The sequence below is a fragment of the Streptomyces albospinus genome (assembly GCF_014648695.1).
Classification (GTDB): domain Bacteria; phylum Actinomycetota; class Actinomycetes; order Streptomycetales; family Streptomycetaceae; genus Streptomyces; species Streptomyces albospinus.
This window is the reverse complement of the sequence record NZ_BMRP01000036.1, coordinates 23,782-49,007: the sequence shown is the minus strand read 5'-3', so window position 1 is coordinate 49,007 and position 25,226 is coordinate 23,782. Positions and strand designations below refer to the sequence as shown.

Annotated in this window: 29 protein-coding genes; 11 read left to right on the top strand and 18 right to left on the bottom strand. The window is 71.5% G+C overall.

Annotation, left to right across the window (positions count from 1 at the left end; genetic code table 11):
- Positions 1-56: 56 nt before the first annotated feature.
- From IEZ17_RS32200 to clpS, 8 genes are all read right to left on the bottom strand, one after another.
- Complete coding sequence (locus IEZ17_RS32200; protein WP_189306361.1) at positions 57-809, bottom strand: MBL fold metallo-hydrolase; 753 nt, start codon at positions 807-809, stop codon at positions 57-59.
- A 274-nt stretch (positions 810-1,083) separates the two neighbouring features.
- A complete protein-coding gene (locus tag IEZ17_RS32195) occupies positions 1,084-2,034 on the bottom strand; it encodes a PLP-dependent cysteine synthase family protein (RefSeq protein ID WP_189306359.1) in 951 nt (316 codons plus the stop codon).
- On the bottom strand, positions 2,034-2,312 hold the full coding sequence (locus tag IEZ17_RS32190; protein ID WP_189306357.1) for a MoaD/ThiS family protein: 279 nt from the start codon (positions 2,310-2,312) through the stop codon (positions 2,034-2,036). Before IEZ17_RS32190 ends, IEZ17_RS32195 begins: the two co-directional genes overlap by 1 nt.
- A gap of 186 nt (positions 2,313-2,498) precedes the next feature.
- The gene (locus IEZ17_RS32185) at positions 2,499-2,681 is read right to left on the bottom strand and encodes a putative leader peptide (protein ID WP_308427734.1); all 183 of its coding nucleotides are present in this window, start codon (positions 2,679-2,681) and stop codon (positions 2,499-2,501) included.
- Between the two features lie 174 nt (positions 2,682-2,855).
- Positions 2,856-3,281: a M67 family metallopeptidase gene (locus IEZ17_RS32180; RefSeq protein WP_189306353.1), complete on the bottom strand. Its 426-nt coding sequence runs from the start codon at positions 3,279-3,281 to the stop codon at positions 2,856-2,858.
- Between the two features lie 182 nt (positions 3,282-3,463).
- Entirely contained in the window at positions 3,464-4,894 is a 1,431-nt protein-coding gene (locus IEZ17_RS32175) for an amino acid permease (protein ID WP_189306351.1), read from the bottom strand.
- A gap of 333 nt (positions 4,895-5,227) precedes the next feature.
- Positions 5,228-5,827, bottom strand: coding sequence for a DUF2017 domain-containing protein (locus tag IEZ17_RS32170; RefSeq protein ID WP_189306349.1), 600 nt, complete (start codon positions 5,825-5,827; stop codon positions 5,228-5,230).
- Positions 5,824-6,177 (bottom strand): ATP-dependent Clp protease adapter ClpS, encoded by a 354-nt coding sequence (gene clpS, locus IEZ17_RS32165; protein ID WP_308427733.1) that lies wholly within the window; start codon positions 6,175-6,177, stop codon positions 5,824-5,826. The genes IEZ17_RS32170 and clpS overlap by 4 nt, the downstream gene beginning before the upstream one ends.
- 248 nt (positions 6,178-6,425) lie before the next feature.
- Between clpS and IEZ17_RS32160 the strand changes: the two genes are divergently transcribed.
- Together IEZ17_RS32160 and IEZ17_RS32155 are read left to right on the top strand one after the other, a co-directional pair.
- Positions 6,426-7,754, top strand: coding sequence for a nicotinate phosphoribosyltransferase (locus IEZ17_RS32160; RefSeq protein ID WP_189306345.1), 1,329 nt, complete (start codon positions 6,426-6,428; stop codon positions 7,752-7,754).
- 172 nt (positions 7,755-7,926) lie between these two features.
- Positions 7,927-8,523 carry an isochorismatase family protein gene (locus IEZ17_RS32155; protein ID WP_189306343.1) on the top strand — a complete coding sequence of 199 codons (597 nt, stop codon included), beginning with the start codon at positions 7,927-7,929 and terminating at the stop codon, positions 8,521-8,523.
- Positions 8,524-8,548: 25 nt separating this feature from the next.
- Here the strand turns inward: IEZ17_RS32155 and IEZ17_RS32150 are convergent, their stop codons facing one another.
- On the bottom strand, positions 8,549-8,899 hold the full coding sequence (locus IEZ17_RS32150) for a hypothetical protein (protein ID WP_308427735.1): 351 nt from the start codon (positions 8,897-8,899) through the stop codon (positions 8,549-8,551).
- An 817-nt stretch (positions 8,900-9,716) separates the two neighbouring features.
- On the opposite strand from IEZ17_RS32150, the gene IEZ17_RS32145 reads away from it, so the two are divergent.
- Positions 9,717-10,031, top strand: a complete 315-nt coding sequence (locus IEZ17_RS32145) for a hypothetical protein (protein WP_189306339.1) — start codon at positions 9,717-9,719, stop codon at positions 10,029-10,031.
- 18 nt (positions 10,032-10,049) lie between these two features.
- Here the strand turns inward: IEZ17_RS32145 and IEZ17_RS32140 are convergent, their stop codons facing one another.
- Together IEZ17_RS32140 and IEZ17_RS32135 are read right to left on the bottom strand one after the other, a co-directional pair.
- Positions 10,050-10,853 (bottom strand): RDD family protein, encoded by an 804-nt coding sequence (locus IEZ17_RS32140; RefSeq protein ID WP_189306337.1) that lies wholly within the window; start codon positions 10,851-10,853, stop codon positions 10,050-10,052.
- 228 nt (positions 10,854-11,081) lie between these two features.
- Positions 11,082-12,611: an RDD family protein gene (locus IEZ17_RS32135; protein WP_189306335.1), complete on the bottom strand. Its 1,530-nt coding sequence runs from the start codon at positions 12,609-12,611 to the stop codon at positions 11,082-11,084.
- A 239-nt stretch (positions 12,612-12,850) separates the two neighbouring features.
- Here IEZ17_RS32135 and IEZ17_RS32130 point away from each other — a divergent pair, with 239 nt between their 5' ends.
- Positions 12,851-13,327 carry an SsgA family sporulation/cell division regulator gene (locus IEZ17_RS32130; protein ID WP_189306333.1) on the top strand — a complete coding sequence of 159 codons (477 nt, stop codon included), beginning with the start codon at positions 12,851-12,853 and terminating at the stop codon, positions 13,325-13,327.
- Positions 13,328-13,442: 115 nt separating this feature from the next.
- Here IEZ17_RS32130 and IEZ17_RS32125 read toward each other — a convergent pair whose 3' ends face one another.
- The 4 genes from IEZ17_RS32125 to IEZ17_RS32115 all read right to left on the bottom strand — a co-directional run bounded on the left by IEZ17_RS32125 (position 13,443) and on the right by IEZ17_RS32115 (position 16,364).
- Complete coding sequence (locus IEZ17_RS32125; RefSeq protein ID WP_189306331.1) at positions 13,443-14,909, bottom strand: dihydrolipoyl dehydrogenase family protein; 1,467 nt, start codon at positions 14,907-14,909, stop codon at positions 13,443-13,445.
- An 86-nt stretch (positions 14,910-14,995) separates the two neighbouring features.
- A complete protein-coding gene (locus IEZ17_RS32120) occupies positions 14,996-15,286 on the bottom strand; it encodes a ribosomal protein L7/L12 (protein ID WP_189306329.1) in 291 nt (96 codons plus the stop codon).
- A gap of 39 nt (positions 15,287-15,325) precedes the next feature.
- Entirely contained in the window at positions 15,326-15,457 is a 132-nt protein-coding gene (locus IEZ17_RS43200; protein ID WP_308427732.1) for a DUF397 domain-containing protein, read from the bottom strand.
- Entirely contained in the window at positions 15,420-16,364 is a 945-nt protein-coding gene (locus tag IEZ17_RS32115; RefSeq protein WP_229852854.1) for a helix-turn-helix domain-containing protein, read from the bottom strand. Before IEZ17_RS32115 ends, IEZ17_RS43200 begins: the two co-directional genes overlap by 38 nt.
- A 191-nt stretch (positions 16,365-16,555) precedes the next feature.
- On the opposite strand from IEZ17_RS32115, the gene IEZ17_RS32110 reads away from it, so the two are divergent.
- Positions 16,556-16,879: a hypothetical protein gene (locus IEZ17_RS32110; protein WP_189306327.1), complete on the top strand. Its 324-nt coding sequence runs from the start codon at positions 16,556-16,558 to the stop codon at positions 16,877-16,879.
- Entirely contained in the window at positions 16,876-17,253 is a 378-nt protein-coding gene (locus tag IEZ17_RS32105; RefSeq protein WP_189306325.1) for a hypothetical protein, read from the top strand. The genes IEZ17_RS32110 and IEZ17_RS32105 overlap by 4 nt, the downstream gene beginning before the upstream one ends.
- 146 nt (positions 17,254-17,399) lie before the next feature.
- Here IEZ17_RS32105 and IEZ17_RS32100 read toward each other — a convergent pair whose 3' ends face one another.
- The 3 genes from IEZ17_RS32100 to hppD all read right to left on the bottom strand — a co-directional run bounded on the left by IEZ17_RS32100 (position 17,400) and on the right by hppD (position 20,718).
- Positions 17,400-17,891 carry a cupin domain-containing protein gene (locus IEZ17_RS32100; RefSeq protein WP_189306323.1) on the bottom strand — a complete coding sequence of 164 codons (492 nt, stop codon included), beginning with the start codon at positions 17,889-17,891 and terminating at the stop codon, positions 17,400-17,402.
- Between the two features lie 170 nt (positions 17,892-18,061).
- A complete protein-coding gene (locus tag IEZ17_RS32095) occupies positions 18,062-19,426 on the bottom strand; it encodes an FAD-binding oxidoreductase (protein ID WP_189306321.1) in 1,365 nt (454 codons plus the stop codon).
- 134 nt (positions 19,427-19,560) lie between these two features.
- Positions 19,561-20,718 carry a 4-hydroxyphenylpyruvate dioxygenase gene (gene hppD, locus IEZ17_RS32090; protein WP_189306318.1) on the bottom strand — a complete coding sequence of 386 codons (1,158 nt, stop codon included), beginning with the start codon at positions 20,716-20,718 and terminating at the stop codon, positions 19,561-19,563.
- A gap of 129 nt (positions 20,719-20,847) precedes the next feature.
- On the opposite strand from hppD, the gene IEZ17_RS32085 reads away from it, so the two are divergent.
- The 5 genes from IEZ17_RS32085 (at position 20,848) to IEZ17_RS32065 (ending at position 25,224) form a co-directional block, all read left to right on the top strand.
- On the top strand, positions 20,848-21,315 hold the full coding sequence (locus IEZ17_RS32085; protein ID WP_189306316.1) for an Lrp/AsnC family transcriptional regulator: 468 nt from the start codon (positions 20,848-20,850) through the stop codon (positions 21,313-21,315).
- 67 nt (positions 21,316-21,382) lie between these two features.
- Complete coding sequence (locus IEZ17_RS32080) at positions 21,383-22,030, top strand: ABC transporter permease (RefSeq protein WP_189306314.1); 648 nt, start codon at positions 21,383-21,385, stop codon at positions 22,028-22,030.
- Positions 22,023-23,336, top strand: coding sequence for an ABC transporter ATP-binding protein (locus tag IEZ17_RS32075; protein WP_189306312.1), 1,314 nt, complete (start codon positions 22,023-22,025; stop codon positions 23,334-23,336). Before IEZ17_RS32080 ends, IEZ17_RS32075 begins: the two co-directional genes overlap by 8 nt.
- Entirely contained in the window at positions 23,333-24,226 is an 894-nt protein-coding gene (locus tag IEZ17_RS32070) for an ABC transporter permease (RefSeq protein WP_189306310.1), read from the top strand. The genes IEZ17_RS32075 and IEZ17_RS32070 overlap by 4 nt, the downstream gene beginning before the upstream one ends.
- The gene (locus IEZ17_RS32065; protein WP_189306308.1) at positions 24,226-25,224 is read left to right on the top strand and encodes a glycine betaine ABC transporter substrate-binding protein; all 999 of its coding nucleotides are present in this window, start codon (positions 24,226-24,228) and stop codon (positions 25,222-25,224) included. Before IEZ17_RS32070 ends, IEZ17_RS32065 begins: the two co-directional genes overlap by 1 nt.
- The last annotated feature ends 2 nt before the right edge of the window (positions 25,225-25,226 follow it).

The window sequence follows — 25,226 nt, the reverse complement described above, 5'->3', positions numbered from 1 at the left end:
TGTGCAGGTGTGCAGGTGCGCCGGTGTGCCCGTACGGGGCGCCGGGTGCGCGGCGGTCAGATCTCGTACGCCACGCCGGCCCGGGCGACCTCGACCGGGCCGTCGTAGACCTTCTGGGCGTCGCGGACACTGATGTCCGGGTCGGTCCACGGCGGGATGTGGGTGAGCACCAGCCGGCCCGCGCCGGCCCGCTGGGCGTGCTCGCCGGCCTCCCGGCCGTTGAGGTGGAGGTCGGGGATGTCCTCCTTGCCGTGCGTGAAGGACGCCTCGCAGAGGAAGAAGTCGGTGCCCTCGGCGAGGCTGTCCAGCGCGTCGCAGGGGCCGGTGTCGCCGGAGTACGTCAGCGAGCTGCCGCTGTGCTCGATGCGGAAGCCGTACGCCTCGACGGGGTGGCTGACCAGCTCGGTGCGGATGGTGAACGGGCCGATGGAGACGGTGCCCGGGGTCAGCGTGCGGAAGTCGAAGACCTCGCTCATCGCCTTGTCGTGCGGCAGGTCGGCGTGCGCGTCGGTCAGCCGGCGCTCGGTGCCGGCCGGCCCGTAGATCGGCATCGGCGCGCAACGGCCGCCGTCCGGGCGGTAGTAGCGGACGACGAAGTAGCCGCACAGGTCGATGCAGTGGTCGGCGTGCAGATGCGACAGGAGTACGGCGTCCAGGTCGTAGAGACCGCAGTGGCGCTGCAACTCTCCGAGGGCGCCGTTGCCCATGTCGAGGAGCAGCCTGAAGCCGTCGGCCTCCAGGAGGTAGCTCGAACAGGCCGATTCCGTGGAGGGGAACGACCCCGAGCATCCGACGACGGTGAGCTTCATGCGGGCGTGAACCTCCGTGGGCGGGGTCGGCGGATTGGGGCCTCCCCCAGCTCGAACGCAGTGGAGAGCTTGGGGAAGGGCCCATATGGGTCGTCCCGGCGGGTCCTTACCGGGGTCTGCCGGGTCCTTGGCGGTCTGTGCGGTGCCCACGAGCGTAAGGCGCGAAAGGTCCTGTGGCGCCTTTGGTGGGGCGAGCTGTGGGCGGAATCACCAGTCCGGGGGGCGGCTGTGGCGCCCGGCTGCCGCCGGGTGGCACCCCGCCCCCTGGAGTGGCCTACGCCCAGAGCTGGCCGTGCAGCGTCGCGATCGCCGCTTCCGTCGACTCGGCCGTGTAGACGCCCGTCGAAAGGTATTTCCAGCCGCCGTCCGCGACGACGAAGACGATGTCGGCGGATTCGCCGGCCCGCACCGCCTTCCTGCCGACGCCGATGGCGGCGTGCAGGGCCGCGCCGGTGGAGATGCCGGCGAAGATGCCTTCCGTCGCGAGGAGTTCACGGGTGCGGCGGACCGCGTCCTCGGAACCGACGGAGAAACGGGAGGTGAGCACGGACTCGTCGTAGAGCTCGGGGATGAAGCCCTCGTCGAGGTTGCGCAGGCCGTAGACGACGTCGTCGTAGCGGGGTTCGGCGGCGACGATCTGCACGCCGGGGACGTGCTCGCGCAGATAGCGGCCGACGCCCATCAGGGTGCCGGTGGTGCCGAGGCCGGCCACGAAGTGGGTGACGGAGGGGAGGTCGGCGAGGATCTCGGGGCCGGTGGTGGCGTAGTGGGCACCGGCGTTGTCGGGGTTCCCGTACTGGTAGAGCATCACCCAGTCGGGGTGCTCGGCGGCGAGTTCCTTGGCGACCCGTACGGCGGTGTTGGAGCCGCCGGCCGCGGGCGAGGAGATGATCTCGGCGCCCCACATGGCGAGCAGTTCGCGCCGTTCCGAGGAGGTGTTCTCGGGCATCACGCAGACGATGCGGTAGCCCTTGAGCTTTGCCGCCATGGCGAGCGAGATGCCGGTGTTGCCGCTGGTGGGCTCCAGGATCGTGCAGCCGGGGGTGAGCCGGCCGTCCTTCTCGGCCTGCTCGATCATGTGGAGCGCGGGCCGGTCCTTGACGGAGCCCGTGGGGTTGCGGTCCTCCAGCTTCGCCCAGATGCGGACGTCGTCGGAGGGCGAGAGGCGCGGGAGGCGGACGAGAGGGGTGTTCCCGACCGCCGCCAGCGGGGAGTCGTACCGCATCAGACCATTCCGCCGGCTACCGCGGGGAGGATCGTCACGCTGTCGCCGTCGGCCAGCTCGGTGGAGATGCCCTGGAGGAAGCGCACGTCCTCGTCGTTGAGGTAGACGTTCACGAAGCGGCGCAGCTGCTCACCGTCGACGAGGCGCTCGCGGATGCCGGTGTGCCGGGTCTCCAGGTCGGTGATGAGCTCGGCGAGGGTCGCGCCGGTGCCCTCGACGGCCTTCTCGCCGTCGGTGTAGGTGCGCAGGATGGTCGGGATTCGGACCTCGATGGCCATGGGACTGCTCCTGTCGGAGTGCGGTGGCGGGATGCGGGACGTGCGCTGCGTGCGGTGCGCCCGGCCGTGCGGCGGACGGACGGGGTGCGGGTGCGCCGGGTGGCGCGGGGCCCGTGCGGGACGGGTGCGGCGGGGCGCCGCGGGCTGGGGGACCGCCCGGCGAAGGCCGGGGAGGGCGGGGCCGGGTCAGCCGGCGGCGCAGCGCGGACAGATGGCGCTGGAGAGGCGGCACAGGTCGATGTGCAGCCGTGCGGCTCCGCAGCCGAAGGCGCCCAGGAGGGCGGATGCGGAGCGGCGCGTGGCGAGCGGGGCATGCGGCAGCATGCCCGGCCTCTGCTCGCTCGTTACGCCCACGACGTGGTCAACCATGCGGTCATCGTAGCGATTCCCGGTCCGGGTATTGGAACCTCGTCCCATGATGCGGACGTTTGCTGTACGCCAGGTGGGACGCGGGTCCCGCGGGGTCGTCCGGGCGGACCCCATCGGGGGCCGAACCCCCAGGTCACGCCCGCTGCCCGGCTCCGGCATGAGGTCGGCCACGGCTCAGGAGTACGCCTCGACGATCTCGACCTCTTCCTCGGTGACCTCGCCGTCCACGATGCGGAACGAGCGGAACTGGAAGGGCCCGGCGTCGTCGGTGTCGGCGGTGGAGACGAGGACGTAGTGCGCGCCGGGCTCGTTGGCGTAGGAGATGTCGGTGCGCGAGGGGTAGGCCTCGGTGGCGGTGTGCGAGTGGTAGATGATGACCGGTTCCTCGTCCCGGTCGTCCATCTCGCGGTAGAGCTTGAGCAGGTCGGCGGAGTCGAATTCGTAGAAGGTGGGCGAGCGGGCGGCGTTCAGCATCGGGATGAACCGCTCGGGGCGCCCGCTGCCGGCCGGTCCCGCGACCACGCCGCACGCCTCGTCGGGGTGGTCCTGGCGGGCGTGCTCGACGATCCGGTCGTGGAGGGCCTTGGTGAGGGTCAGCATGCGGCCAAGAATAAGAGGGGTGTGCGATGGGGGTCCCCCCGGGCGGAGCCTGGGGGAACTCGGTTGTGGGTGGTGGAGGGAGACGGGCGGGCAAGCAGAGGGCCCGTACGTACCGAAGAGTGGTACGTACGGGCCCGAATGCTGGACAGGCGCGCGGTGCGGGACCGGCCCGGCCGCGGGGGTTACTTCTCGGAGGCCACCGGGGCGGCGGCGCCCCGGCGCTTGATGGCGAGGTAGCCCACGCCCAGGATGACCGCCCACAGGGGCGCCGCGTAGAGCGAGATCCGGGCGTCCGGGTCGATGCCCATCATCACGATCACCATGCCGATGAAGGCCAGCGCGAAGATCGAGGTGTACGGGGCACCGGGGGCCTTGAACTCGGACTGCGGCAGCTCGCCGCGGTTCGCCTTGGCCCGGTAGCGCAGCTGCGAGAGCAGGATGACGATCCAGGCCCACATACCGGAGATGGTGGCGAAGGAGACGACGTAGTTGAACGCGTCGCCGGGCCACTGGTAGTTGATGTAGACGCCGAACAGCATCAGCGCGACCGAGATGCCGGTGCCCCAGGTGGGCAGGCCGGTCTTGCTGAGCCGGGTGAAGATCTTGGGGCCCTGGCCGTTGAGCGCCAGGTCGCGCAGCATCCGGCCGGTGGAGTACATACCGGAGTTGGCCGAGGACAGCGCCGCGGTCAGCACGACGAAGTTGACGATGCCCGCGCCGGCCGGCAGGCCGATCTGCTGGAAGGCGGCGACGAACGGGCTGACGCCCGGCTTGAAGGCCGTCCAGCTGACGACGGACAGGATGATGATGAGCGCACCGATGTAGAAGAGGCCGATCCGCCACGGCACGGTGTTGATGGCCTTGGGGAGCACCTTCTTCGGCTCGTTCGCCTCGCCCGCGGTGACGCCGACGAGTTCGACGGCGAGGAAGGCGAACATCACGATCTGGAGCGTCATCAGCGTGCCGCCGATGCCCTTGGGGAAGAAGCCGCCGTGGCTCCACAGGAGGCTGAACGACGCGGTGTCGCCGGCCTTGGAGAAGCCGAGGGTGATGACGCCGAGGCCGATCAGGATCATGCCGATGATCGCGGTGACCTTGACCATCGAGAACCAGAATTCCAGTTCACCGAAGATCTTCACCGAGATGAGGTTGATGCCGAAGAGCGCGACGGTGAAGACCAGCGCCGACACCCATTGCGGTATGCCCTTGTCCCAGTACTGGATATAGGTGGCCGCGGCGGTCACTTCCGTGATGCCGGTGACGACCCAGAAGAGCCAGTACGTCCAGCCCGTCACGAACCCGATGAAGGGGCCGAGGAATTCCCGGCCGTATTCGGAGAACGAGCCGGAAACGGGCCGGTACATCAGCAGTTCGCCGAGCGCCCGCATGATGAAGAAGATGACCAGACCGACGATGGCGTAGGCCAGGATGATGCTCGGCCCGGCCTTCGAGATCGCCTTGCCCGCCCCGAGGAACAGACCGGTTCCGATGGCACCGCCGATGGCGATCATCTGGATCTGGCGATTGCCCAGACCCCGCTGGTAGCCCTCTTCCGGGGCGTTGCCAGCGGCCTCGTCGCCGTCGTGTTCCTTGTCGACCTGCACTGAGGTCATGAGTTGGTGCGCCTTTCTCCATTCCGACCCGGTCTGTCCGGATCGGGTCCCGATCCCCCCGGATGGAGTCCTGCACGCCGACGGTCGGCCGGCTCAGCGCTCCCGCAGCGACAGGGGTGGCGTCGCTCACGGCAGGTCGAGAACTTTTATCACGAGCTGTCGGAGATCGCCTAGGGACAAAGTGAGCAGAGACACAGAGAAATCCGGACAAAGTTCGGAAGCCGCGGCACACCGCACGGGGGTGGTGACGCGATCGTTATCCGGATTTGAGGCTCCGCTGAGCGAACACCTGGTGATCAATCGCGGGGGTACGCCCGGTTTTGCTCCCGGATCTCACCCGGTGAGCGCTTCGACCAGGGTCTCCTGGAGTCCGCCGAGCCAGAGGTAGGCCAGCACCATCGGCTTGCGCGGATCGCTGTCCGGAAGCCGCAGCAGCTCCCCGCCGTCGTCCTCGTCGGTGACCTCCAGCCTGGTGCCGATGGCCAGCCGGAGGTCGTTGAGCCCGCCGAGCCACTGCCGGCACTCGTCGGGGTTCAGCCGCAGCACGGCGCCGCCCTTCGCGGACTCCAGCGCGTCCAACGCGCGCACCAGCGCGAGGGCGTCCTCCCGCTTGCGGGCCCGCAGGTCGTTCTCCGTGTAGCGGCGGAACTCGGCGGAGGCGGCGCGGACATCGTCGTCGGGGACCAGGTCCGGGCCGCCGTACGCGTCGGGGAAGAGGCGCGCCAGGACCGGGTCGGCGGGCGGCTCGCTGGGGCCGTCGCTGAAGATCGACGCCAGCAGGTCGTCACTGTCGTCACCGCCACCGGCGGGCTCCACGCCCGGGCCCATCAGCTCCAGGAGCTGGACGGCGAGGCTGCGCAGGATGGAGATCTCGACGTCGTCGAGCGGTGCGGCGGCGCCGCCGTCGGGCAGCGGCTCGAACTGGCCGGTCATGCGCGGTCCTGCTGGAGGGTCGCCCACAGGCCGTAGCCGTGCATGGCCTGCACGTCGCGCTCCATTTCCTCGCGGGTGCCGCTGGAGACGATCGCGCGGCCTTTGTGATGGACGTCGAGCATCAGCTGGTGCGCCTTGTCCTTGGTGTAGCCGAAGTACGACTGGAAGACGTACGAGACATAGCTCATGAGATTCACGGGGTCGTTGTGAACGATCGTGACCCACGGGACGTCGGGCTCCGGCACCTCGAAGGGGGCCTCGCTCGACTCGGGACGCTCGATCTCGACCGGGACACTGAGGGTGCAGCGGTGCGGCCGGAGGGTGATCGTGGGTGACGGGTGGGCGCTCACAGGGCCCATGCTGCCACCAGGGGGCGGGTGGTGCACAAATGCCCCCCGTGCGGGCCGCGTCGGCGCGGCGCACGGGCCGCCGGTGCGGCCCGCACCCCGCTATCGTCAGAGTGACGAGTAATGGGGGTAGCATCGTCTCCATGCCGCCTCTCCGGGGGCTGTGACAACTGGGGCTGCCGCCGCGGGCTCCCGGGCCCCGGCCGGTGCCCGGCGCGGTGCGCAGGGAGAGAATTGCGAGGTATGCCGAAGTGAACACAGCAGACCTGGGACTGCCGGTGGCCGTGCCGTCGACTGCGCTCTTCACCGACCAGTACGAACTCACCATGCTCCAGGCCGCGTTGCGGTCCGGGAGCGCCCACCGCCGGTCGGTCTTCGAGGTCTTCACCCGGCGGCTGCCCGAGGGCCGCCGCTACGGCGTGGTGGCGGGGACCGGGCGGGTGCTCGACGCGGTGGAGAACTTCCGCTTCGACGAGACCATCCTCGGCTTCCTGCGCGAGCGCGGCATCCTCGACGAGCCCACGCTCCGGTGGCTGGCCGACTACCGCTTCCGCGGCGACATCTGGGGCTACCCGGAGGGCGAGGTCTACTTCCCCGGCTCGCCGATCATGCGCGTGGAGGGCACCTTCGCCGAGGCGGTGGTGCTGGAGACGGTGATCCTCTCGATCCTCAACCACGACTCGGCGGTGGCCGCGGCGGCCTCCCGGATGGCGGTGGCGGCCGGCGACCGGCCGCTGATGGAGATGGGCGCCCGGCGCACCCACGAGCTGTCGGCGGTGGCCGCGGCCCGCGCCGCGTATGTGGGCGGCTTCCACGTCACCTCGGACCTGGCGGCCGGCTTCCGCTACAACATCCCCACGGTCGGCACCAGCGCGCACGCCTTCACCCTGCTGCACGACACCGAGCGGGACGCCTTCACCGCGCAGGTCGACACCCTCGGCAGCGGCACCACGCTGCTGGTGGACACCTTCGACGTGACCGAGGCGGTGCGCGCCGCGGTCGAGGTAGCCGGCCCCGGCCTGGGGGCCGTGCGGATCGACTCCGGCGACCTGCTGCTGATCGCGCACCGGGTGCGCCAGCAGCTGGACGAGCTGGGCGCGACCAAGACCAAGATCGTGGTCACCAGCGACCTGGACGAGTACGCCATCGCCTCGCTCGCCGCGGCGCCGGTGGACGCGTACGGGGTCGGCACCCAGTTGGTGACCGGCAGCGGGCACCCGACCTGCTCGATGGTCTACAAGCTGGTGGCCCGCGCGGACACCGAGAAGCCGGGCGCGCCGCTGCGGCCGGTGGCGAAGAAGTCGATGGGCGCCAAGTCCTCGGTCGGCGGGCGCAAGTGGGCGGCGCGCCGGCTCGACGAGGCCGGGGTGGCCGAGGCCGAGGTGATCGGCACCGGTCCGGTACCGGCCGAGCTGGCCGACCGGCAGCTCCAGGTGCCGCTGGTCAGCGGCGGCAAGGTGGTGGCCCGGGAGCCGCTGGACGCCGCCCGGGACCGGCACATCGCGGCCCGCGCCGGGCTGCCGCTGTCGGCGACCCAGCTCTCGCGCGGGGAGCCGGTGCTGGCCACCGAATTCCTCTGACCGGCCCCGGGTACACCGCGGGGGCGGCCCCGTACCCGCGCGGTGCCGCCGGGCCCTCCCCTACCGGGCCCGCAGTGGCTACCCTCGGTCACACCGCTCCTCCAAAACATCAGCGCCTCTCCGTACGCAGAGAAATCAGCGCCTCTCCCTCCCGAGCCGGAAGGCACGCACCATGCACCGGGCACTCATCGTCGTCGACGTACAGAACGACTTCTGCGAGGGCGGCAGCCTCGCGGTGGCGGGGGGTGCGGATGTCGCGGCGGCCATCACCGATCTCGTGGGCCAGGCGGCCGGCGGCTGCTACCGCCATGTGGTGGCCACCCGCGACCACCACATCGACCCCGGTGGCCACTTCTCCGACCACCCCGACTTCCGGGACTCCTGGCCGGCCCACTGCGTGGCGGGCACCGAGGGCAGCGGTTTCCACCCGAACTTCGCGCCGGCCATCGCCTCCGGGGCGATCGACGCGGTGTTCTCGAAGGGTGAGTACGCGGCTGCGTACAGCGGTTTCGAGGGCGCCGACGAGAACGGCACCCCGCTCGCGGACTGGCTGCGCGAGCGGGACGTCAGCGAGGTGGACGTGGTCGGGATCGCCACGGACCACTGCGTACGGGCCACCGCCCTGGACGCGCTCGCCGCCGGGCTGCGCACCCATGTGCTGCTGGACCTGACGGCCGGGGTGGCCGCCGGGACCACCGAGCGGGCGCTGGAGGAGCTCCGCGCGGCGGGCGCGGAGCTCAGCGGCAAGCCGGTGGTCCTCGGCGGCTGAGCGGCCGGTCGGCCGGGCGGCCCTGTCAGGCGCCCACGGCCTGGTGGGCGGCGGGCCGCAGCAGTGCCCGTATCGGGTGCCAGGACTCCGTTTCGTCCTCGGGTGCCTCGCGCCAGACCAGGCCGTCCGGGTGGTGCAGGACGGCGGTGATCTCGTCCGGTGTCGGCGGCTCGGTGTTGCCGCGCAGGTAGACCGCCCGCAGGCCGAGGTTGCGCAGCCTGGTCAGGGCGCGCTGGCGGTTCACGGCGTGCACCAGGACCCGGATGCGGCAGCCGCCGTCGTAGGGTCCGCAGAGCGGTCCGTGGTCCGGTCTGGGCAGTGAGAGGGCGACCACCACGCTTCCGCCTGGAAGCCTGATGAAGCCGCCTCGGGTCATTGTCATATCTCCCCCGTGAGACTCGGTGTCAACAAGGAACTGTAGGACGCATCTAAACGCGAGTCGACCGCCGCCCGCTAGGGGGTATCGACCAATAATGCGCTGACCTGCGATTTTTATTTTTCATTTACCTACGGGACCGAACTGGAGCGTCACCGTCGAGCCGCCCTCGGCTTCGTCCGTGATCGCGATCCGGGCGCCGGCGTCAGGAACGGCCGCCCCGCCGGCCGGGGGGCGCCGGGCTGTGGTGGACGCCGTGCCGACCGTCGGGAACGACCGCGCGCGGGCGCGCGTCGACCGGGCGAATCCCGCCCGGCGCCGAACCCCCCTCCCCGGCATCCCACTTGGCGAAGCCCTCTCCTTGAACCGGTCGGTTCCTGGGGACTTGGGACCGCAAGTCGGAACGTCGGGACCGGAAGTCGGGACCGGTCGGAACCTGGGACCGGAAGTGAGGGGGAAGATACGGATCTTGACGCGGGATGTTCGTCAAGTACGATGCCGCGCCCGCGTGTTACGGATATCGGACACCGCGCGCCGGAAAATTTCCCCGCCGTGCCGGGCCGCTCCCGGCGCCGCCATCGGCCGGGGTATATGCCTGCCGGGCATGCGCCCCCGCCCTCAACAGGCATGACACCATTGGGGGTTTCTTGTCGGGCAAACCTGCAACGAGCCCGTGCGCCCCCTGTGCTCCCGACCCGTGGGTAAGGTCACGCTTACCTGGCGTTCCACTCGGGCAGTAGGGACCGTAGGCTCGCCCGATGGCGCGCCCTTGAGCCGACACCCCCTCCCTGCCGACCCTCCGAGGACGGATCCCGCCATGCCTCGTCCGACTGCCACCCAGCTCGTCTACGGTTCGGCCACCGTCTTTCTCTCCACCCTCGCGATGCTGCTGCTCTCCCAGACGCAGACCGGGATCGGGGTCGCGGTCATTGCCATCGCCGGGCTGGGGCTCGGGCTGCTGGTCGCGATGACGGTCCCGATGCCCGGCAAGTCGCGGGTGGTCCGCCGGCACGCCGCCCGCGCCAAGTCCGCTGCCGCGCCCGCCCCGTTGACGGCGGTACCGGCCCCGGCCGAGCGCTTCGCACCGCCGCGTCCGCGCGCCGGGGCCCGGGTCGGCGAGCACTCCCGCTGACCCGGCTCCGGGGCCCGCTCAGTCCGTGGCCACCACCACGGTGCGGGCGGCCTTGTCGTGCAGGCACTGCTGGTACGGCTTGTCCCAGGTGCACCACAACACGTTGACCAGCCAGAAGATGAAGCCGCAGCACGGCACGATCTCCGGCAGCGTGTAGACCGCGGCCCGGGTCCAGCCCGCCTGCATGGTGGGAATCGACCCGTTGGAGAGCATCGCGACCCGGATCTTCATCGCCATCTTGCCGAGGGTCTGCCCGCGGCTGGTGAGCATCAGCCCCTCGTAGATCAGATACGCCAGCATCGTCACGCCGGACACCGTCGCCTGCTTGCTGGTCTCGACGCTGTTGGTGCTGAAGTAGTCCACCCAGCCGACGATCGCGTTCATGATCAGGGTGATCGGGACACCGATGATGATCGCGTCGATGATGCGGGCGAGCAGCCGCTTGCCGCGGTTCGCCAGCGGCGGCATCCCGGCCAGCGGATCGGCCCCGTACTCCCCCGCGCCGTAGGGACCGCCTCCGTAGGACGGCGGGGGGCCACCGGGCGGGGGCGGAGGGCCTCCGGGCGGAGGCGGCGGACCTCCGGGGGGCGGACCGCCAGGGGGCGGGGTACCGCCAGGAGGAGGCGTACCGCCGGGAGGAGGCGTACCGCCCGGCGGTGGTGGGGTGCCGCCCGCGTCGCCCGTTCCGGCGCCCTGCGCGGAGCCGTTGCGCGGTGCGCTGCCGTACGGAGCGCCGCCCGCCGGAGGCTCCGGCGGCTTCTTCAGGAGCGGGTCGTTCTCCGGCGGTTCACCGGGGCCGGGCCGGGGCTGGTCGGTACTCATGGCCCGAGTCGACCCCCTGCGGACGGCCGCCGCATCCGGCGACGTCCGTTCGGCGGAGCCGGGCCGCCGGGCCGGGTGACGGTCGGTCGGGCCGGGCCGCCGGGCCGGGATCGGGGGGTCCCGTGCGTGCACGGGACCCCCTGCGCCAACGGGTCTCCCCTGCGCATGGGGTCCCCCCTGTTCGAGCGCAGCCGAGAACTTGGGGGGGAGCGGAGAGCTCGGGGAAGGTCAGTCGGATGCCGGCCGGTCGGCGACGAAGGTACGGGCGAGCTTGTCGTGCCAGCACTGCCGCCACGGCTGGTCGAACACGCACCAGACGACATTGATCACGCCGATGCCCAGCACCCCGAGCACGCCGTAGAGCAACCAGCGCTTGATCGCCTGGCTGAGCGCCGGGGTGTCGTGGCTCTCGATGTCCAGCACGCGTACGCCGCACAGCTTCTTGCCCAGCGTGCGGCCCCACTTGAGCGTCGGCAGGATCTCCAGGAGCCCCCCGCCGATCAGGAAGACGGCCAGGATCGCGAGGAGGACCGGGGCGGTGGTGCCGTCGATCAGATACACCGTCACCGTCTGGCCGGACTGCTTGGCCGCCTCGACCTTGGCGTCGATGTGGTCGGTGACCGTGGACCACATGGGCAGCGCCGCCGCCAGGGTGAGCACGGCCAGCACCAGGCTGTCGACCAGCCGGGCCGCGAGCCGGCGGCCGAGGGGCGCCGGGTGGCCCTGCTGCGCCTGCGCGGCGGCGAAGAAGACGTCGGCGGACGGCGGCTTCCAGGGGATGACCCCGTCATCGCCCGGAGCACCGGCACCGGCACCGGCACCGCCCTGCGGCGGGAAGCCGGGGGACGGCGCGGCCGGGGGCTGCTGGGTGGGCGGCTGTTGGGCGGGCGGCTGCTGGGCGGGGGCCCGGTCGGGGGTGCCGACGGACGGCAGGGCCTGGGGCGTACCGCCGGCGGGCGGGGCGGAGTTGGACCGGCCGCCGGACGGGAGCCGGAAGGCCATCGTCTCGCTCTTGGGGGCGGGCTTGCCGCCGGCGTCCGGCCGTACGGCGCGGAACGCGGTGGTGCCCTGGTCGCCGGACGGCTTGCCGGCGCCGGGCTGCACCGCGCGGATGGCGGTGGTGCCCTGGTCGCCGGAGCGGGGGCGGGCCCCCGGGTTGACGGCCCGGATGGTGACCGTCCCGTCGGCGGGGGCGTCGGGCGTGCGCGGAGCGTCCGGGGCCGGGGTGGCGGACGGCGGGGTGCCGGGGGCGTCACCGGGCGCGGGCTCGCCGGCGCCGCCCGCGCGCTGCGGCGGGAGCGTGCCCCAGGAGGCGCCGCCGGACGGCGTCCCTGCCGGGGCCTGGTCGGGCGAGCCCCAGGAGACCCGGCCGTCCTCGCCGAAGCCGCTCTGCCGGGAGGCGTCGGCGTGCCAGGAGGCGGCCGATTCCGGGCCGGCGCCGTGCAGCCGGGCCGGGTCGTCCCAGGCGACGCCGGGGGCCTCGACCTCGCCGCGGGGGCGCACCACCGGGGTCGCGGTGCCGCTCGCCGGGTCCGCCTCGTCGAGGAAGACCGGGCCGGTCTCGTCGACGGCGGCGGGCGCCGGGGCCACGCCGGGCGGCGGTGCGGGCATCGCCTCGCCCTCTGCGGGGGCGGGGCGGCTGGTGCCCGGCACCCACGCGGCACCGTTCCAGTACCGGATGTAGCCGGGGATGGACGGGTCCGGGTAGAAGCCTGGCGTGGGGCTGCCGCCGGCGGATCCTGAGGTAGGGGCGCTCATGTCCGAAGTCCCGTATCTGTTCTCGGCCTGGTGGGTGTCGGGGTGCAGTCTGCCGCAACGCGGCGTCCACATCTATCAGACCCCGGGTCACATCGGTGCCCGCGCCCTGCCCCGACCACCTGGAAGAGACCGCGGAAAAAAGTTGTACGAAGTCGTGTAAGAGTCCGGTGCCCACCGCCTCTCTCCTGTGGCGGCCCGCTCACGGGTCGCGCACAGGGAGTTGGAGAGAGGCGGATCTGATGCACACCGTGGTGGAACGAGAGCTGGAACTGGGCCTGGTCCTGTCGCCGGAGCGAAGCATTCCGGTGCCCGCGCGGCTGACCTACCGGACGGACGACCCCTATGCCGTCCATGTCACCTTCCATGTCGGGTCGGACTCCCCCGTCCACTGGACGTTCGCCCGCGAACTGCTCGTCGAGGGCGTCTTCCGGCCGTGCGGCGAGGGCGACGTACGGGTCTGGCCGACGAAGCTGGACGGCCGCAGCCTGGTCTGCGTGGCGCTGAGCTCGCCGGACGGCGACGCGCTGCTGGAGGCGCCGGCCGCGGCCGTCTCGGCGTGGCTGGAGCGCACCCTGCGGATCGTGCCGCCGGGAACCGAGCAGGCGCACCTGGGCATCGACAAAGGGCTGAGCGAACTGCTCGCACTGGCCCCCCGGGACGACGCCCGGCCGGACGCGCCGTGGCCGTCGGACGAGTGCCCGGAGCCCGGGGCGTAAGGGGGTGCCGGTCCGCGCCTTACGCCCCCGTTCACGCGCCTTACGTCCCCGTTCACGCGCCTTACGTCCCCGTTCACGCGCCTTACGCCGCCGTTCAGTCGCCTTACGCCGCCGTTCAGTCGCCGCGGTACGCCTCCAGCAGGCGCAGCCACACCTCACTGATCGTCGGGTAGGCGGGCACCGCGTGCCAGAGCCGTTCGACGGGGACCTCCCCGGCGACCGCGATGGTGGCGGAGTGCAGCAGTTCACCGACGCCGGGCCCGACGAAGGTGGCCCCGAGCAGCACCTCGCGGCTCAGGTCGACGACGATCCGGGCCCGGCCGCGGTAGCCCTCGGCGTACAGGGACGCGCCGGCCACCGCGCCCAGGTCCTGGTCGACGACGCGGATGCGGTATCCGGCGCGTTCCGCCTCGGCGGCGCTCAGCCCCACCGCGGCGGCCTCCGGGTCGCTGAAGACGACCTGCGGGACGGCGTCGGTGTCGGCGGTGGCGGAGTGCGCGCCCCAGCGGTCGGTCTCCAGGAGGGGGACACCGCGGGCGCGCGCGGCGATGGCGGCGCCGGCGATCCGGGCCTGGTACTTGCCCTGATGGGTGAGCAGCGCGCGGTGGTTGACGTCGCCGACGCCGTAGAGCCAGCCGTCGCCGACCGCCTTGACCCGGCAGCTGTCGTCGACGTCCAGCCAGCTGCCGGGCGTCAGTCCGACCGTCTCCAGTCCCAGGTCGTCGGTGCGCGGGCCGCGGCCGGTGGCCATCAGCAACTCGTCGGCGACGATCTCGTCCCCCGCGTCCAGCACGACGGTGACCGGCCCGCCCGGCGCCTCCCGCCGCACCTCGCGCACCTCGACTCCCGTACGGAGGAACACCCCCGCCTCGGCCAGCGATTCGGCGACCAGGTGCCCGGCGAACGGCTCCATGCGGGGCAGCAGCCCGTCACCGCGGACCAGCAGCGTCACCGAGGACCCCAGGGCCCGCCAGGCGGTCGCCATCTCGACACCGACCACTCCGCCGCCGACGATCACCAGCCGGCCCGGGACGGTCTGCGCGCTGGTGGCGTTCCGGCTGACCCAGGGCTCGGCCTCGGCCAGGCCGGGAATAGGGGGCAGCAGAGGACGGCTGCCGGTGCACACCGCGACCGCGTGCCGGGCGGTCAGCGTCCGACCGCCGTCGACGCTCACTTGGCGCGGCCCGGCCAGCCGTCCGTGGCCACGGACGAGGTCGACGCCGACCGAGTCCAGCCAGCGGACCTGCCCGTCGTCCTTCCAGTACGAGGCGAAGGCGTCGCGGTGGGCGAGCACCGCGGGCGGGTCCAGCGGCCTGCCGACCGCTTCGTCCACGCCGGGTACCCGGCGCGCCTCCGAACGGGCGGTGACCGGGCGGAGCAGGGCCTTGCTGGGCATGCAGGCCCAGTAAGAGCATTCGCCGCCGACCAGTTCGCTCTCCACGAGGACCGCGCTCAGCCCGGCGGCGTGCACCCGGTCGGCGACGTTCTCGCCGGTGGGCCCGCCGCCCAGCACGATCACGTCGTAGAGCCCGTCACCGCTCCCGGCGGCCCCGTTCGGACCTGTCGCTTCGCTCGCTGCCATCGGCGCTCGCTCCCCTGCTGGGCATGAGGTGGGCCGGGGCGCGCTGCCCCGAAGCCCTGTCCCGCCATCCTCTGCCCACGGCGCGCTCAGCGCATCCGGCGGTCGACCGCTTCCTTCGCCTCGGCGAGCCCGGCGCCGGTGATCTCCCGGTACACCTTGATCGCCTGAATCTGCTTGCCCTCCGCCAGCAGCTCGTCGAGCTGGGCCATGCGGGGGTCCTGAGGCTGCTCCACACCGACGTGGGCCATCAGGAGGTCCACCTTCTCCTCCAGCCGCGCGAGGCGCCGTTCCAGCGGCTTGTTACGACTGGGGGTGACGGTGGAGCCGAGCACGGCTGCGGCAAGAACCAAGATGGCGATGGGAGTGAGCGTGTCCATGCCGGGAATCTTATGGCCCCCAGTGGCCATGCACCGACGTCAGGCGGTCAATTCCCCACTCTTCACGGCGGCGACGAACGCGGCCCACTCCCCCGCCGGGAACACCAACGCCGGTCCGTGCGGGACCTTGCTGTCACGGACGGGGACGGCGCCGGGGATACCGCGGGCCACCTCGATGCAGTCGCCGCCGTCGCGGTCGCTGTAGCTGCTCTTGATCCAGGTCGCCGCGCTCAGCTGGTACTTGTCCATGCTGCTCGTACCCCTCCATCGCCTTACTGATCACAGCGGCGGACTCGCGGGCTGACAGAGCGTCCGCCCTGAGCACATCATAGGCACGGCTGTGGCGCGCGTAGACGGCTGGATCGTCGTTGAAATGGCCACTGTTCAGCGATTCCGAATAGACCCACTCACCGCCATCGGGCAGCGTGATCAGCGACATGGAAGTCTTGGGTCGGACGAGTCCGGCGCGGGCGGCCGGAGCGACCTGGATCCGGACGTTGGGGCGCTGCCCTACAGCCAGCAGGTGCACGCACTGCTCACGCATCACGGCTGGACCCCCTACCACGTTGCGCAGACAGCTCTCGTCCAACACCGCGATGTACAGAGGACCGTCGGCGGCGCGGAAGCGTTGCTGTCGGCTCATCCGTGCTCTGACGCGTTCCTCCGCATCCTCGCTGCTCGCGATGTCGGAGAACAGTGCCCACGCGTAGTCCTCAGTCTGCAACAGCCCCGGGATTACCTGCGTTTGATAGGCACGCACAGCTACGGCCACAGCATCCATATCGGCGCGACGCTGGAACCAGTCTGGGTGCTCCACCTCTGGATACCAATCGATCCGCCCCCACAACCTCAGTAAAACCCCTCCCGTGGAGAGGAGTTCGTCGCACGTCTCGGCAAACGCGTCCTGCGGTACGCGCGTGCCCGCCTCGACACGGGCCACATGCGACCGGTCGCACGGAATCTTCCTCGCCAGTTCTTCCTGGGTGAGGCCCGCCGCCTCCCGGAAGTGCTTCAGCACCTCCCCGAACACGGCGGCATTGGTGGCTGCTGTTCCCCCTGTGGCGTTGCGTCGGCTCACGCCTCCCCCTTTGTGACAGTCGATGAGTGGCACGCGTCGGGCATTGCCCCCCCGGCACTCCGCAGAGCAACGCTGTACCTACCCAACGTAATGGGCCCAGGGCGGGGCCATCCGCCGTTCACACAAGACCCCCGCGACCGAGCGACCGGTCCGGGGGCGTGGCCATCAACTACCAAGGAGTTGACAACGTCATGCACCGTATCGCGATCCTCTTCCTGCCGCTGCTGCGGCTGTTACTTCCGGCCGCCGGTCGGCATCGGGCCCCCGGTTCGCCGCCCATCACCGCGCGCCGCGAGGGCGCCCCTACGGCGCCCGCACCGCCCCGCGCACCCCTCCGCCCGCCGGTGCTCCTGCGGAGCACGGAGAGCCCCTTCCTCCGCCCGTACGTCCTCACCGAAAAGGAGCGCCGGGAGCGGCGGTTGCGGCGCGGGCGGCGCCGCGCCCTGTGGCTGGCCGTGCACGGTGTCGACATCGAACGCCGCCACATCCACGGAACGGAGGTGCGCGCCGCATGACGGGCCACACCAACAGCACCCCGCGGCTGCTGCCGTGGGCGAGTCCGGAGGGCAAGCCGTGCTTCCTCCTCCCGGGTGACGGGACCGGGTACGTCTCCCGGCTCGCCGACCGAGTGGAGACGGAGCAGCTCGGCTCGGCCGCCGTGCTCGTCGCGGAGGCGCGGAAGGTTCTTCACGGGCGGGCCTGGACATCCGGTGAACTGCACCTGCTGGCCGTCGAGTTGACCGAATCACTCGACACCGTGCACCGGGTCGCGGAGAGCCGCGGCGCGCGTCTGCCCGTAGCCGACGGCGGGATCGACGGCGACGAAGACGCGGACCGCAGCGACATGCAGCGCGCCATCCCGAACCCCGGCTCAGCGGCCACTCGGTGAGCCGGTGTGGCGCCCCCCGACGGGACGCAGCGCGACGGCGGCACGGCAGCAGCGTGCCGACACCGTCCCGCCCCGTCCGCCCTCGTATGCGGGGTGCCGCCTCCGGGCGGTGAGGGGCGCCACAGCGGCCAACCGCCCCCGTCGGTCTACGGCTTGTCCGGGGGAACCTGGTAGGAACTGGTCCGGTAGCGGCTGCGGAATTCGGCCAGCAGCTCATCGGTCGCTTCGGCCCCGGCGCTCACCGCGGCGTGGACGTCACGGAAGTAGTTCTCGTAGCCGGCGGGAGTGTAGAGGCACAGGGCGCGTGCGAGGACCGAGCCCGCATTGCGGAAGCCGTGCGGGGTGCCACGGGTCGCGGCGAGCAGATCCCCGGGGCCGGCCGTTACCTCGCCGTCCCCGGTGTGGAGCGTCAACTCGCCCTCCAGGACGTAGAAGTACTCGTCGTGCCCCTCGTGCACGTGCGGCCTGGCACCCATCACTCCAGGGGCGAGACTGAACTCCTCGACGGCGAAGTGCCCGCCCGTGTGCTCGCCGGTCAACCGGAAGAAGTGCGCGACGCCGGCGACGTCTATGAGCTCACCGTCCCGGGGGCGACGCAGCAGCGGACGGGCGGGAATTCGGGACTGGTCATCGGTCATGGGGGCATTGTGACCCCGGGCGGTGCCGGACGGACGGGAGAGCCGCCGAGGGTGACCAACGGCATCCTTCGTCCGTCGGCGGACCGGCATCCCGCCGGGGAGGCCTGCCCGCGCGGTGGTTCGGGCAGGGGACCGCCGGTCCCCCTGACCCGTCGGACAGCCCCTGGAACCTAGAACAGCTTCCCCGGGTTGAGGATGCCGAGCGGGTCGAAGACCTGCTTGATGCCGCGGTGCAACTCGATGCCGTCCGGGCCCAGTTCGCGGGCGAGCCAGTCCTTCTTCAGGACGCCCACGCCGTGTTCGCCGGTGATGGTGCCGCCCAGGCGGAGGCCGAGGGCCATGATCTCGTCGAAGGACTCGCGGGCGCGCTGTTCCTCGTCGGGGTCGGCGGGGTCGAAGCAGACCAGGGGGTGGGTGTTGCCGTCGCCGGCGTGGGCGCAGACGCCGATGGTCAGGTCGTACTTCTCGGCGATGGCGGTGGTGCCGTCGAGCATCGCGGCGAGCTGGGAGCGCGGCACGCAGACGTCGTCGATGAGCATGGCGGGCCTGATCCGCTCCAGGGCGGGGAAGGCCAGCCGCCGTGCCTGGAGGAGGAGTTCGGACTCGGCGGCGCCCTCGGCGGGGATGATCTGGGTGGCGCCGGCCGCCTCGCACAGGGCGCCGACGGCGGCGAGGTCGGCGGCCGGGTCCGGGGTGTCGAAGGCGGCCAGCAGCAGCACCTCGGTGGTCTCCGGCAGCCCCATCTGCGCCATGGCGTTGACCGCGCGGATGCTGGTGCGGTCCATCAGCTCCAGGAGGGAGGGGGTGTGGCCGCCCGCCATGATGGCGCAGACCGCCTCGCCGGCGGCGGACACGGAGGCGAACTCGGCGACCATGGCGAGCTGTTGGGGCGGGGTGGGCCGCAGGGCCAGGGTGGCGCGGACGACGACGCCGAGGCTGCCCTCGGAGCCGACGAAGAGGCGGGTGAGGTCGTAGCCGGCGACGCCCTTGGCGGTGCGGCGGCCGGTGGTGATCAGCCGGCCGTCGGCGAGGACGACCTCCAGGCCGAGGACGTACTCGGCGGTGACCCCGTACTTCACGCAGCACAGGCCGCCCGCCGCGGTGCCGATGTTGCCGCCGATGGTGCACATCTCCCAGCTGGAGGGGTCCGGCGGGTAGTACAGGCCCTGCTCGGCCACGGCGCGGGAGAGGACGGCGTTGATCACGCCGGGCTCGACGACCGCGATCCGGTCGACGGGGTTGATCTCCAGGATGCGGTCCATTTTGACGAGGGAGAGGACGATGCAGCCGTCGACGGCGTTGGCGGCGCCGGAGACACCGGTGCGGGCGCCCTGCGGGACGACCGGTACGCGCAGCGCGGTCGCGGTGCGCATCACGTGCTGGACCTGTTCGACGGTGCGCGGCAGGACGACGGCGGCGGGGGTGCCGGCCGCGCAGAAATTGGCCGTGTCCCGGGCGTAGGAGCCGGTGACGTCGGGGTCGGTGAGCAGGGCTCCGTCGGGGAGACCGGCGCGCAGTCGTTCGATGAGGTCCATGGCTTCACCTTCGCACCCGTGGGCCGTACACGGAAGATCGTGTACGGCCCACGGGAGGTGCCGGCGCGCAGCGCTGTCCTCTGGGGGTGGAGGTCGGGCGACGGGCGGGCCGGACGGCGCCGGCCGGAGCCTGATCAGAGGTTGCCGCGGCGGTCCTGCTCGCGCTCGATGGCCTCGAAGAGCGCCTTGAAGTTGCCCTTGCCGAAGCCGAGGGAGCCGTGCCGCTCGATCATCTCGAAGAAGACGGTCGGGCGGTCCTGGACCGGCTTGGTGAAGATCTGGAGCAGGTAGCCGTCCTCGTCGCGGTCGGCGAGGATCTTCAGCTCGCGCAGCTCGTCGAGGGGGACGCGGGTGTCGCCGACCCACTCGCCGAGGGTGTCGTAGTACGAGTCGGGGACGTCGAGGAACTCCACGCCCGCCGCCCGCATCTGACGGACCGTCGCGACGATGTCGTTGGTGGCCAGCGCGATGTGCTGGACGCCGGGGCCGCCGTAGAACTCCAGGTACTCGTCGATCTGCGACTTCTTCTTGGCGATCGCGGGCTCGTTGATCGGGAACTTGACCTTCTTGGTGCCGTCCGCGACGACCTTGGACATCAGGGCGGAGTACTCGGTGGCGATGTCGTCGCCGACGAACTCCTTCATATTGGTGAAGCCCATGACCTTGTTGTAAAAGGCGACCCACTCGTTCATCCGGCCGAGCTCGACATTGCCGACGCAGTGGTCGATCGCCTGGAAGAAACGCTTGGCAGGAGCGGCGACGATCCGGTCGGCCGCCACGTAGCCCGGCAGGTACGGGCCGTCGTAGCCGGAGCGCTCGACAAGGGTGTGCCGGGTCTGGCCGTAGGTGGCGATGGCGGCCCGGACGACGGTGCCGTGCTCGTCCGTGGTCTCGTACGGCTCCGTAAGGCCCGTCGCGCCGTGCTCGACGGCGTAGGCGTACGCGGCGCGGGCGTCCGGCACCTCGATGGCGAGGTCGACGACGCCGTCGCCGTGCGCCGCCACATGGTCGGCGAGGAACCGGCCCCAGTCGGTGGTGGGCTTGACGACGGAGGTGAACACGAACCGGGCACCGCCGGATTCGAGCACGTAACTGGCCGTCTCGCGGCTGCCGTTCTCCGGTCCGTGGTAGGCGACGCGCTTCATGCCGAAGGCGGTCGAGTAGTAGTGCGCGGCCTGCTTGGCGTTGCCGACGGCGAAGACGACCGCGTCCATCCCCTTGACCGGGAAGGGGTCCGCCTGCCGGGCCGTGCCGGGGATGGTGGGCTGGGTGTGCATCGTGGTGTCTGCCATGGCCGCAGAGTCCCGCCGATCCGCAAGGTGCGCAATAGTTTGTGTATTGGCTGGGCAATCTGTACAGCGGACTGGCGGTAGCACCGGGCGTTCTGTACATCATGACCATCGAAATCGGAGGCTGCGGGCATGGCGATCGATCATTTGGACGGGGCCCTGCTGGAGCTGCTCGCGCGGGAGCCGCGGATCGGCGTCCTGGAGGCGTCGCGGCGGCTCGGGGTGGCCCGCGGGACGGTGCAGGCGCGGCTGGACCGCCTTCAGTCGAACGGAGTGATCAGGGGCTTCGGGCCGGACGTGGATCCGGCGGCGCTGGGCTATCCGGTGACCGCGTTCGCGACGCTGGAGATCAAGCAGGGCCAGGGCAGCGCCATCCGGGCCCACTTGGCGACCGTGCCGGAAGTACTGGAGCTGCATACAACCACGGGACACGGGGACATGTTGTGCAGGCTCGTCGCGCGCTCGAACGCCGATCTGCAACGGGTGATCGACCGGGTTGTGGGCTTTGATGGCATCGTGCGGGCTTCGACGGCGATTGTGATGGAAAATCCCGTTCCGCTGCGGATCATCCCGCTGGTGAAGCAGGCGGCGGGGGACTGACCGGCGGCGGGCGGCGACCGGGCCCGGAGGGCGGGCCGGACCGGGCGAGCGACCGAGGAGGCGACGGGTGAGCTTCTGGGAGTACGTCGGCAGCCGGCACACCCAGCTGCTGACGGACACGTATCAGCACGCCAGCGCGGTCTTCCAGTGCATGGTGATCGCGACCGTGCTGGGTGTCGCCGTCGGTGTCGCCACCTACCGCACCGAATGGGCCGGCGCGCTCGCCACCACCGCCACCGCCACCATCCTGACCATCCCGTCCCTGGCCCTGATCGGTCTGCTGATCCCGATCGTCGGCCTCGGCGTCGCGCCCACCGTCATCGCGCTGACCCTGTACGGGCTGCTGCCGGTCGTCCGGAACGCCATCGTGGGGCTGCGCGGGGTCGATCCGGCGCTGGTCGACGCGGCCAAGGGCATCGGGATGTCGCGCGCCGCCCGGCTCTTCCGCGTCGAACTCCCGCTGGCCTGGCCGCCGATCCTCACCGGCATCCGGGTCTCCACCCAGATGCTGATGGGCATCGCGGCCATCGCCGCGTTCGCCTCCGGCCCCGGCCTCGGCAACGAGATCTTCCGCGGCATCGCCTCGCTGGGCAGCGCCAACTCGCTCAACCAGGTGCTCTCCGGAACGCTCGGGATCGCCGTCCTCGCCCTCCTCTTCGACGCCGCGTACGTCCTGATCGGACGCCTGACCATCCCCAGGGGGATCCGTGCCTGAGACGTACGGGAACGGCAGCACCGCGGAGACCACCGCACCGGCGGCGGCGAAACCGGCCGCCGCGGGCGCCGGCATCCGGCTGGAGAACCTGACGAAGGTCTATCCGGGCACCGCGGGACCGGCCGTCGACAACGTCAGCATGGAGATCAGGGCCGGCGAGACGGTGATCTTCGTCGGGCCGTCCGGCTGCGGGAAGTCCACCACGCTGAAGATGATCAACCGGCTGATCGAGCCGACCTCCGGGCGGATCAGGATCGGCGACGAGGACGTCACCGACATCGACCCGGTCAAGCTGCGCCGCAAGGTCGGCTACGCGATCCAGGCGTCCGGCCTGTTCCCGCACATGACGGTCGCGCAGAACATCGCCCTCGTGCCGAAGATGATCGGCTGGTCCGCGGCGCGGACCAGGAGCCGGGTCGAGGAGATGCTCGACCTGGTCGGCCTGGACCCGGGAGAGTTCCACGGGCGCTACCCGCGGCAGCTCTCCGGCGGGCAGCAGCAGCGCGTCGGGGTCGCCCGCGCGCTGGCCGCCGACCCGCCGGTGCTGCTGATGGACGAGCCGTTCGGCGCGGTCGACCCGATCACCCGCGACCACCTCCAGGACGAGCTGATCCGGCTCCAGCACGAGCTGCACAAGACCATCGTCTTCGTCACCCACGACTTCGACGAGGCGATCAAGCTCGGCGACCGGATCGCGGTGCTCCGCGAGCGCTCGCACATCGCCCAGTTCGACACCCCCGAAGCCATCCTCACCAACCCGGCCGACGACTTCGTCTCCGGGTTCGTGGGCGCCGGGGCGGCGCTCAAGCGGCTGAACCTGACCCGCGTCCGGGACGTGGGCGTCGTCGACTTCCCCACCGCCCGGATCGACGACCCGCTCCAGTCGATCTTCGATCTGCTGCGCGACGGCGCCACCAACGAAGTGCTGCTGCTGGACCGGCACCGCCGCCCGTACAAGTGGCTGCGCCGCGGCGACCTCTCGCGGGCCAAGCAGTCGCTGGCGCGGGCCGGGACCCTGGTCGCCGACACGGTCACCCGGGACGCGACGCTGCGGGACGCGCTGGAGGCGGTGCTGACCGACAACGCGGGCCGGGTCGCGGTCACCGGTCGGCGCGGCGAGTACATCGGTGTGGTCGACATGGAGACGCTGATGAACAACGTCCACGAACTGCTGGAGGCGGACCGCCTGGACGCCATGGAGCACCAGCACGAACTCCAGCTCCAGCGCGCCCACCGCACCCTGCTCGCCCAGGAGGGGCTGGACGGCGCGGGCGGGCCCGAGGGCGGTCCGGGAGGCCGGGCATGACGGCGGGCGACGGCGGCGGGGCACGCCGGGAGCCGCCGCGGGGCGGGGAGCGCCCCGCGAGGGCGATGCCCGAAGACGACGAGGAGGTGGCGGCGGCGGACCGGGAGCCGGCGTCCGACGAGACGCCCACGCCGTCCGCGGCCCGCGGGGAGCGCCGGATCAGCTGGCAGAAGTGGACGTTCATGCCGTCCTTCCTGGTCCTCGCGCTGCTCGCCACCTGGCTGTGGTTCCGCGGCGCCCGGCTGGACTCCATCGCCCACCAGGCGGTCGACAACGGCAAGGTGGGGCTGGCGCTGCGCCAGCACATCGGGCTCACCGCCGTCTCCACCTTCTTCGTCCTGGTCATCGCGATCCCGCTGGGCATCGCGCTGACCCGGGCCCGGCTGCGCCGGCTCACCCCGTTCGCGATGGCCGTCGCCAACCTGGGGCAGGCGGTGCCGGCGCTGGGCCTGCTGGTGCTGCTGGTCGTCTGGCTGGGCATCGGCGCCCGCTCGGCGATCACCGGCATGGTGATCTACGCCGTGCTGCCGGTGCTGGCCAACACCATCGCCGGGCTGCGCGGGATCGACCCGACGCTGACCGAGGCGGCCCGGGGCATCGGGATGTCCCCCATGGGCGTCCTGGGCAGGGTCGAACTCCCGCTGGCCGTACCGCTGATCCTGGCCGGGGTGCGGACCGCGCTGGTGCTGAACGTCGGCACCGCGACGCTGGCCACCTTCGGCGGGGGCGGCGGGCTGGGCGACCTGATCTCGGCGGGCATCATCACCCAGCGGATGCCGGTGCTGATCCTCGGCTCGGTGCTGACCGTGGCGCTGGCGCTGCTCGTCGAATGGCTGGCGTCGCTGGCCGAGCTGCTGCTGCGGCCCCGCGGGCTGGAGGTGGCGGCCTGATGGCGCGCCGCGGAGCCCGCCGGCGCGGGCGCGCCCTCGCACCGGTCTGCGCGCTGCTGCTGGCGCTGGCCGCGCCGGCCGGCTGCGGGCTGGTCAGCGGCAGTCCGATGTCCGACGACGTCAAGCCCGGTACGGTCGGCCGGGGACTGCCCCTCAAGGGCGCCCAACTCACCGTCACGTCCAAGGAGTTCACCGAGAACATCATCCTCGGCCAGATCATGGGCCTGGTCTTCAAGGCGGCCGGCGCCACCGTCGTCGACAAGACCAACATCCAGGGCACCATCGGCGCCCGCGAGGCGGTGCGCACCGGCACCGCGGACGGCATGTACGAGTACACCGGCACCGGCTGGATCACCCACCTCGGCCACACCAAGCCGATCCCCGACGTCCAGCAGCAGTGGGAGGCCGTACGGGACGCGGACCGGAGGAACGGCATCGTGTGGCTGCCGCAGTCGCGGCTCAACAACACCTACGCGCTGGCACTGAACGCCGCCAACGACAGGAAGTACCGGGTCCGCACCCTCTCCGACGTCGCCGCGCTGCTGAAGAAGGCCCCGGGCGCGGTCACCCTGTGCGTGGAGAACGAGTTCGCCACCCGCAACGACGGGCTGCCCGGCATGGCGCGGGCGTACGGCATGGACATCCCGTCCGGCAACATCCGCAAGATGACCGGCGGCGTGGTCTACACCGAGGCGTCCCAGGGGAAGTCCTGCACCTTCGGCGAGGTCTTCACCACCGACGGGCGGATCAAGGTGATGGGCCTGACGGTGCTCACCGACGACAAACACTTCTTCCCGAACTACAACGCCGCCCCGGAGATCAACGCCAAGGCGCTGGCGAAGTACCCGCGGATCGCCGAGGTGCTGGCGCCGGTGACCCGGGCGCTGGACAACACCGTCGCGCAGACGCTCAACCGCAAGGTCGATGTGGACGGCAAGGACCCGCACGACGTCGCCAAGAAGTGGCTGATCGACGAGGGCTTCGTCAAGGAGGGGTGAGA

Bases quoted from the DNA above. Each gene is read 5' to 3' on its own strand.
- IEZ17_RS32105 (WP_189306325.1), top strand. From the start codon at position 16,876: ATGACGGGCCACACCAACAGCACCCCGCGGCTGCTGCCGTGGGCGAGT.
- IEZ17_RS32185 (WP_308427734.1), bottom strand. From the start codon at position 2,681: ATGGTTGACCACGTCGTGGGCGTAACGAGCGAGCAGAGGCCGGGCATG.
- IEZ17_RS32150 (WP_308427735.1), bottom strand. From the start codon at position 8,899: ATGACCCGAGGCGGCTTCATCAGGCTTCCAGGCGGAAGCGTGGTGGTC.
- IEZ17_RS32140 (WP_189306337.1), bottom strand. From the start codon at position 10,853: ATGAGTACCGACCAGCCCCGGCCCGGCCCCGGTGAACCGCCGGAGAAC.
- IEZ17_RS32200 (WP_189306361.1), bottom strand. From the start codon at position 809: ATGAAGCTCACCGTCGTCGGATGCTCGGGGTCGTTCCCCTCCACGGAA.
- IEZ17_RS32065 (WP_189306308.1), top strand. From the start codon at position 24,226: ATGGCGCGCCGCGGAGCCCGCCGGCGCGGGCGCGCCCTCGCACCGGTC.
- IEZ17_RS32195 (WP_189306359.1), bottom strand. From the start codon at position 2,034: ATGCGGTACGACTCCCCGCTGGCGGCGGTCGGGAACACCCCTCTCGTC.
- IEZ17_RS32175 (WP_189306351.1), bottom strand. From the start codon at position 4,894: ATGACCTCAGTGCAGGTCGACAAGGAACACGACGGCGACGAGGCCGCT.
- IEZ17_RS32120 (WP_189306329.1), bottom strand. From the start codon at position 15,286: ATGGACACGCTCACTCCCATCGCCATCTTGGTTCTTGCCGCAGCCGTG.
- IEZ17_RS32070 (WP_189306310.1), top strand. From the start codon at position 23,333: ATGACGGCGGGCGACGGCGGCGGGGCACGCCGGGAGCCGCCGCGGGGC.
- IEZ17_RS32180 (WP_189306353.1), bottom strand. From the start codon at position 3,281: ATGCTGACCCTCACCAAGGCCCTCCACGACCGGATCGTCGAGCACGCC.
- IEZ17_RS32125 (WP_189306331.1), bottom strand. From the start codon at position 14,909: ATGGCAGCGAGCGAAGCGACAGGTCCGAACGGGGCCGCCGGGAGCGGT.
- IEZ17_RS32100 (WP_189306323.1), bottom strand. From the start codon at position 17,891: ATGACCGATGACCAGTCCCGAATTCCCGCCCGTCCGCTGCTGCGTCGC.
- IEZ17_RS32110 (WP_189306327.1), top strand. From the start codon at position 16,556: ATGCACCGTATCGCGATCCTCTTCCTGCCGCTGCTGCGGCTGTTACTT.
- IEZ17_RS32170 (WP_189306349.1), bottom strand. From the start codon at position 5,827: ATGACCGGCCAGTTCGAGCCGCTGCCCGACGGCGGCGCCGCCGCACCG.
- IEZ17_RS32145 (WP_189306339.1), top strand. From the start codon at position 9,717: ATGCCTCGTCCGACTGCCACCCAGCTCGTCTACGGTTCGGCCACCGTC.
- IEZ17_RS32095 (WP_189306321.1), bottom strand. From the start codon at position 19,426: ATGGACCTCATCGAACGACTGCGCGCCGGTCTCCCCGACGGAGCCCTG.
- IEZ17_RS32190 (WP_189306357.1), bottom strand. From the start codon at position 2,312: ATGGCCATCGAGGTCCGAATCCCGACCATCCTGCGCACCTACACCGAC.
- IEZ17_RS32155 (WP_189306343.1), top strand. From the start codon at position 7,927: ATGCACCGGGCACTCATCGTCGTCGACGTACAGAACGACTTCTGCGAG.
- IEZ17_RS32085 (WP_189306316.1), top strand. From the start codon at position 20,848: ATGGCGATCGATCATTTGGACGGGGCCCTGCTGGAGCTGCTCGCGCGG.
- hppD (WP_189306318.1), bottom strand. From the start codon at position 20,718: ATGGCAGACACCACGATGCACACCCAGCCCACCATCCCCGGCACGGCC.
- IEZ17_RS32135 (WP_189306335.1), bottom strand. From the start codon at position 12,611: ATGAGCGCCCCTACCTCAGGATCCGCCGGCGGCAGCCCCACGCCAGGC.
- IEZ17_RS32130 (WP_189306333.1), top strand. From the start codon at position 12,851: ATGCACACCGTGGTGGAACGAGAGCTGGAACTGGGCCTGGTCCTGTCG.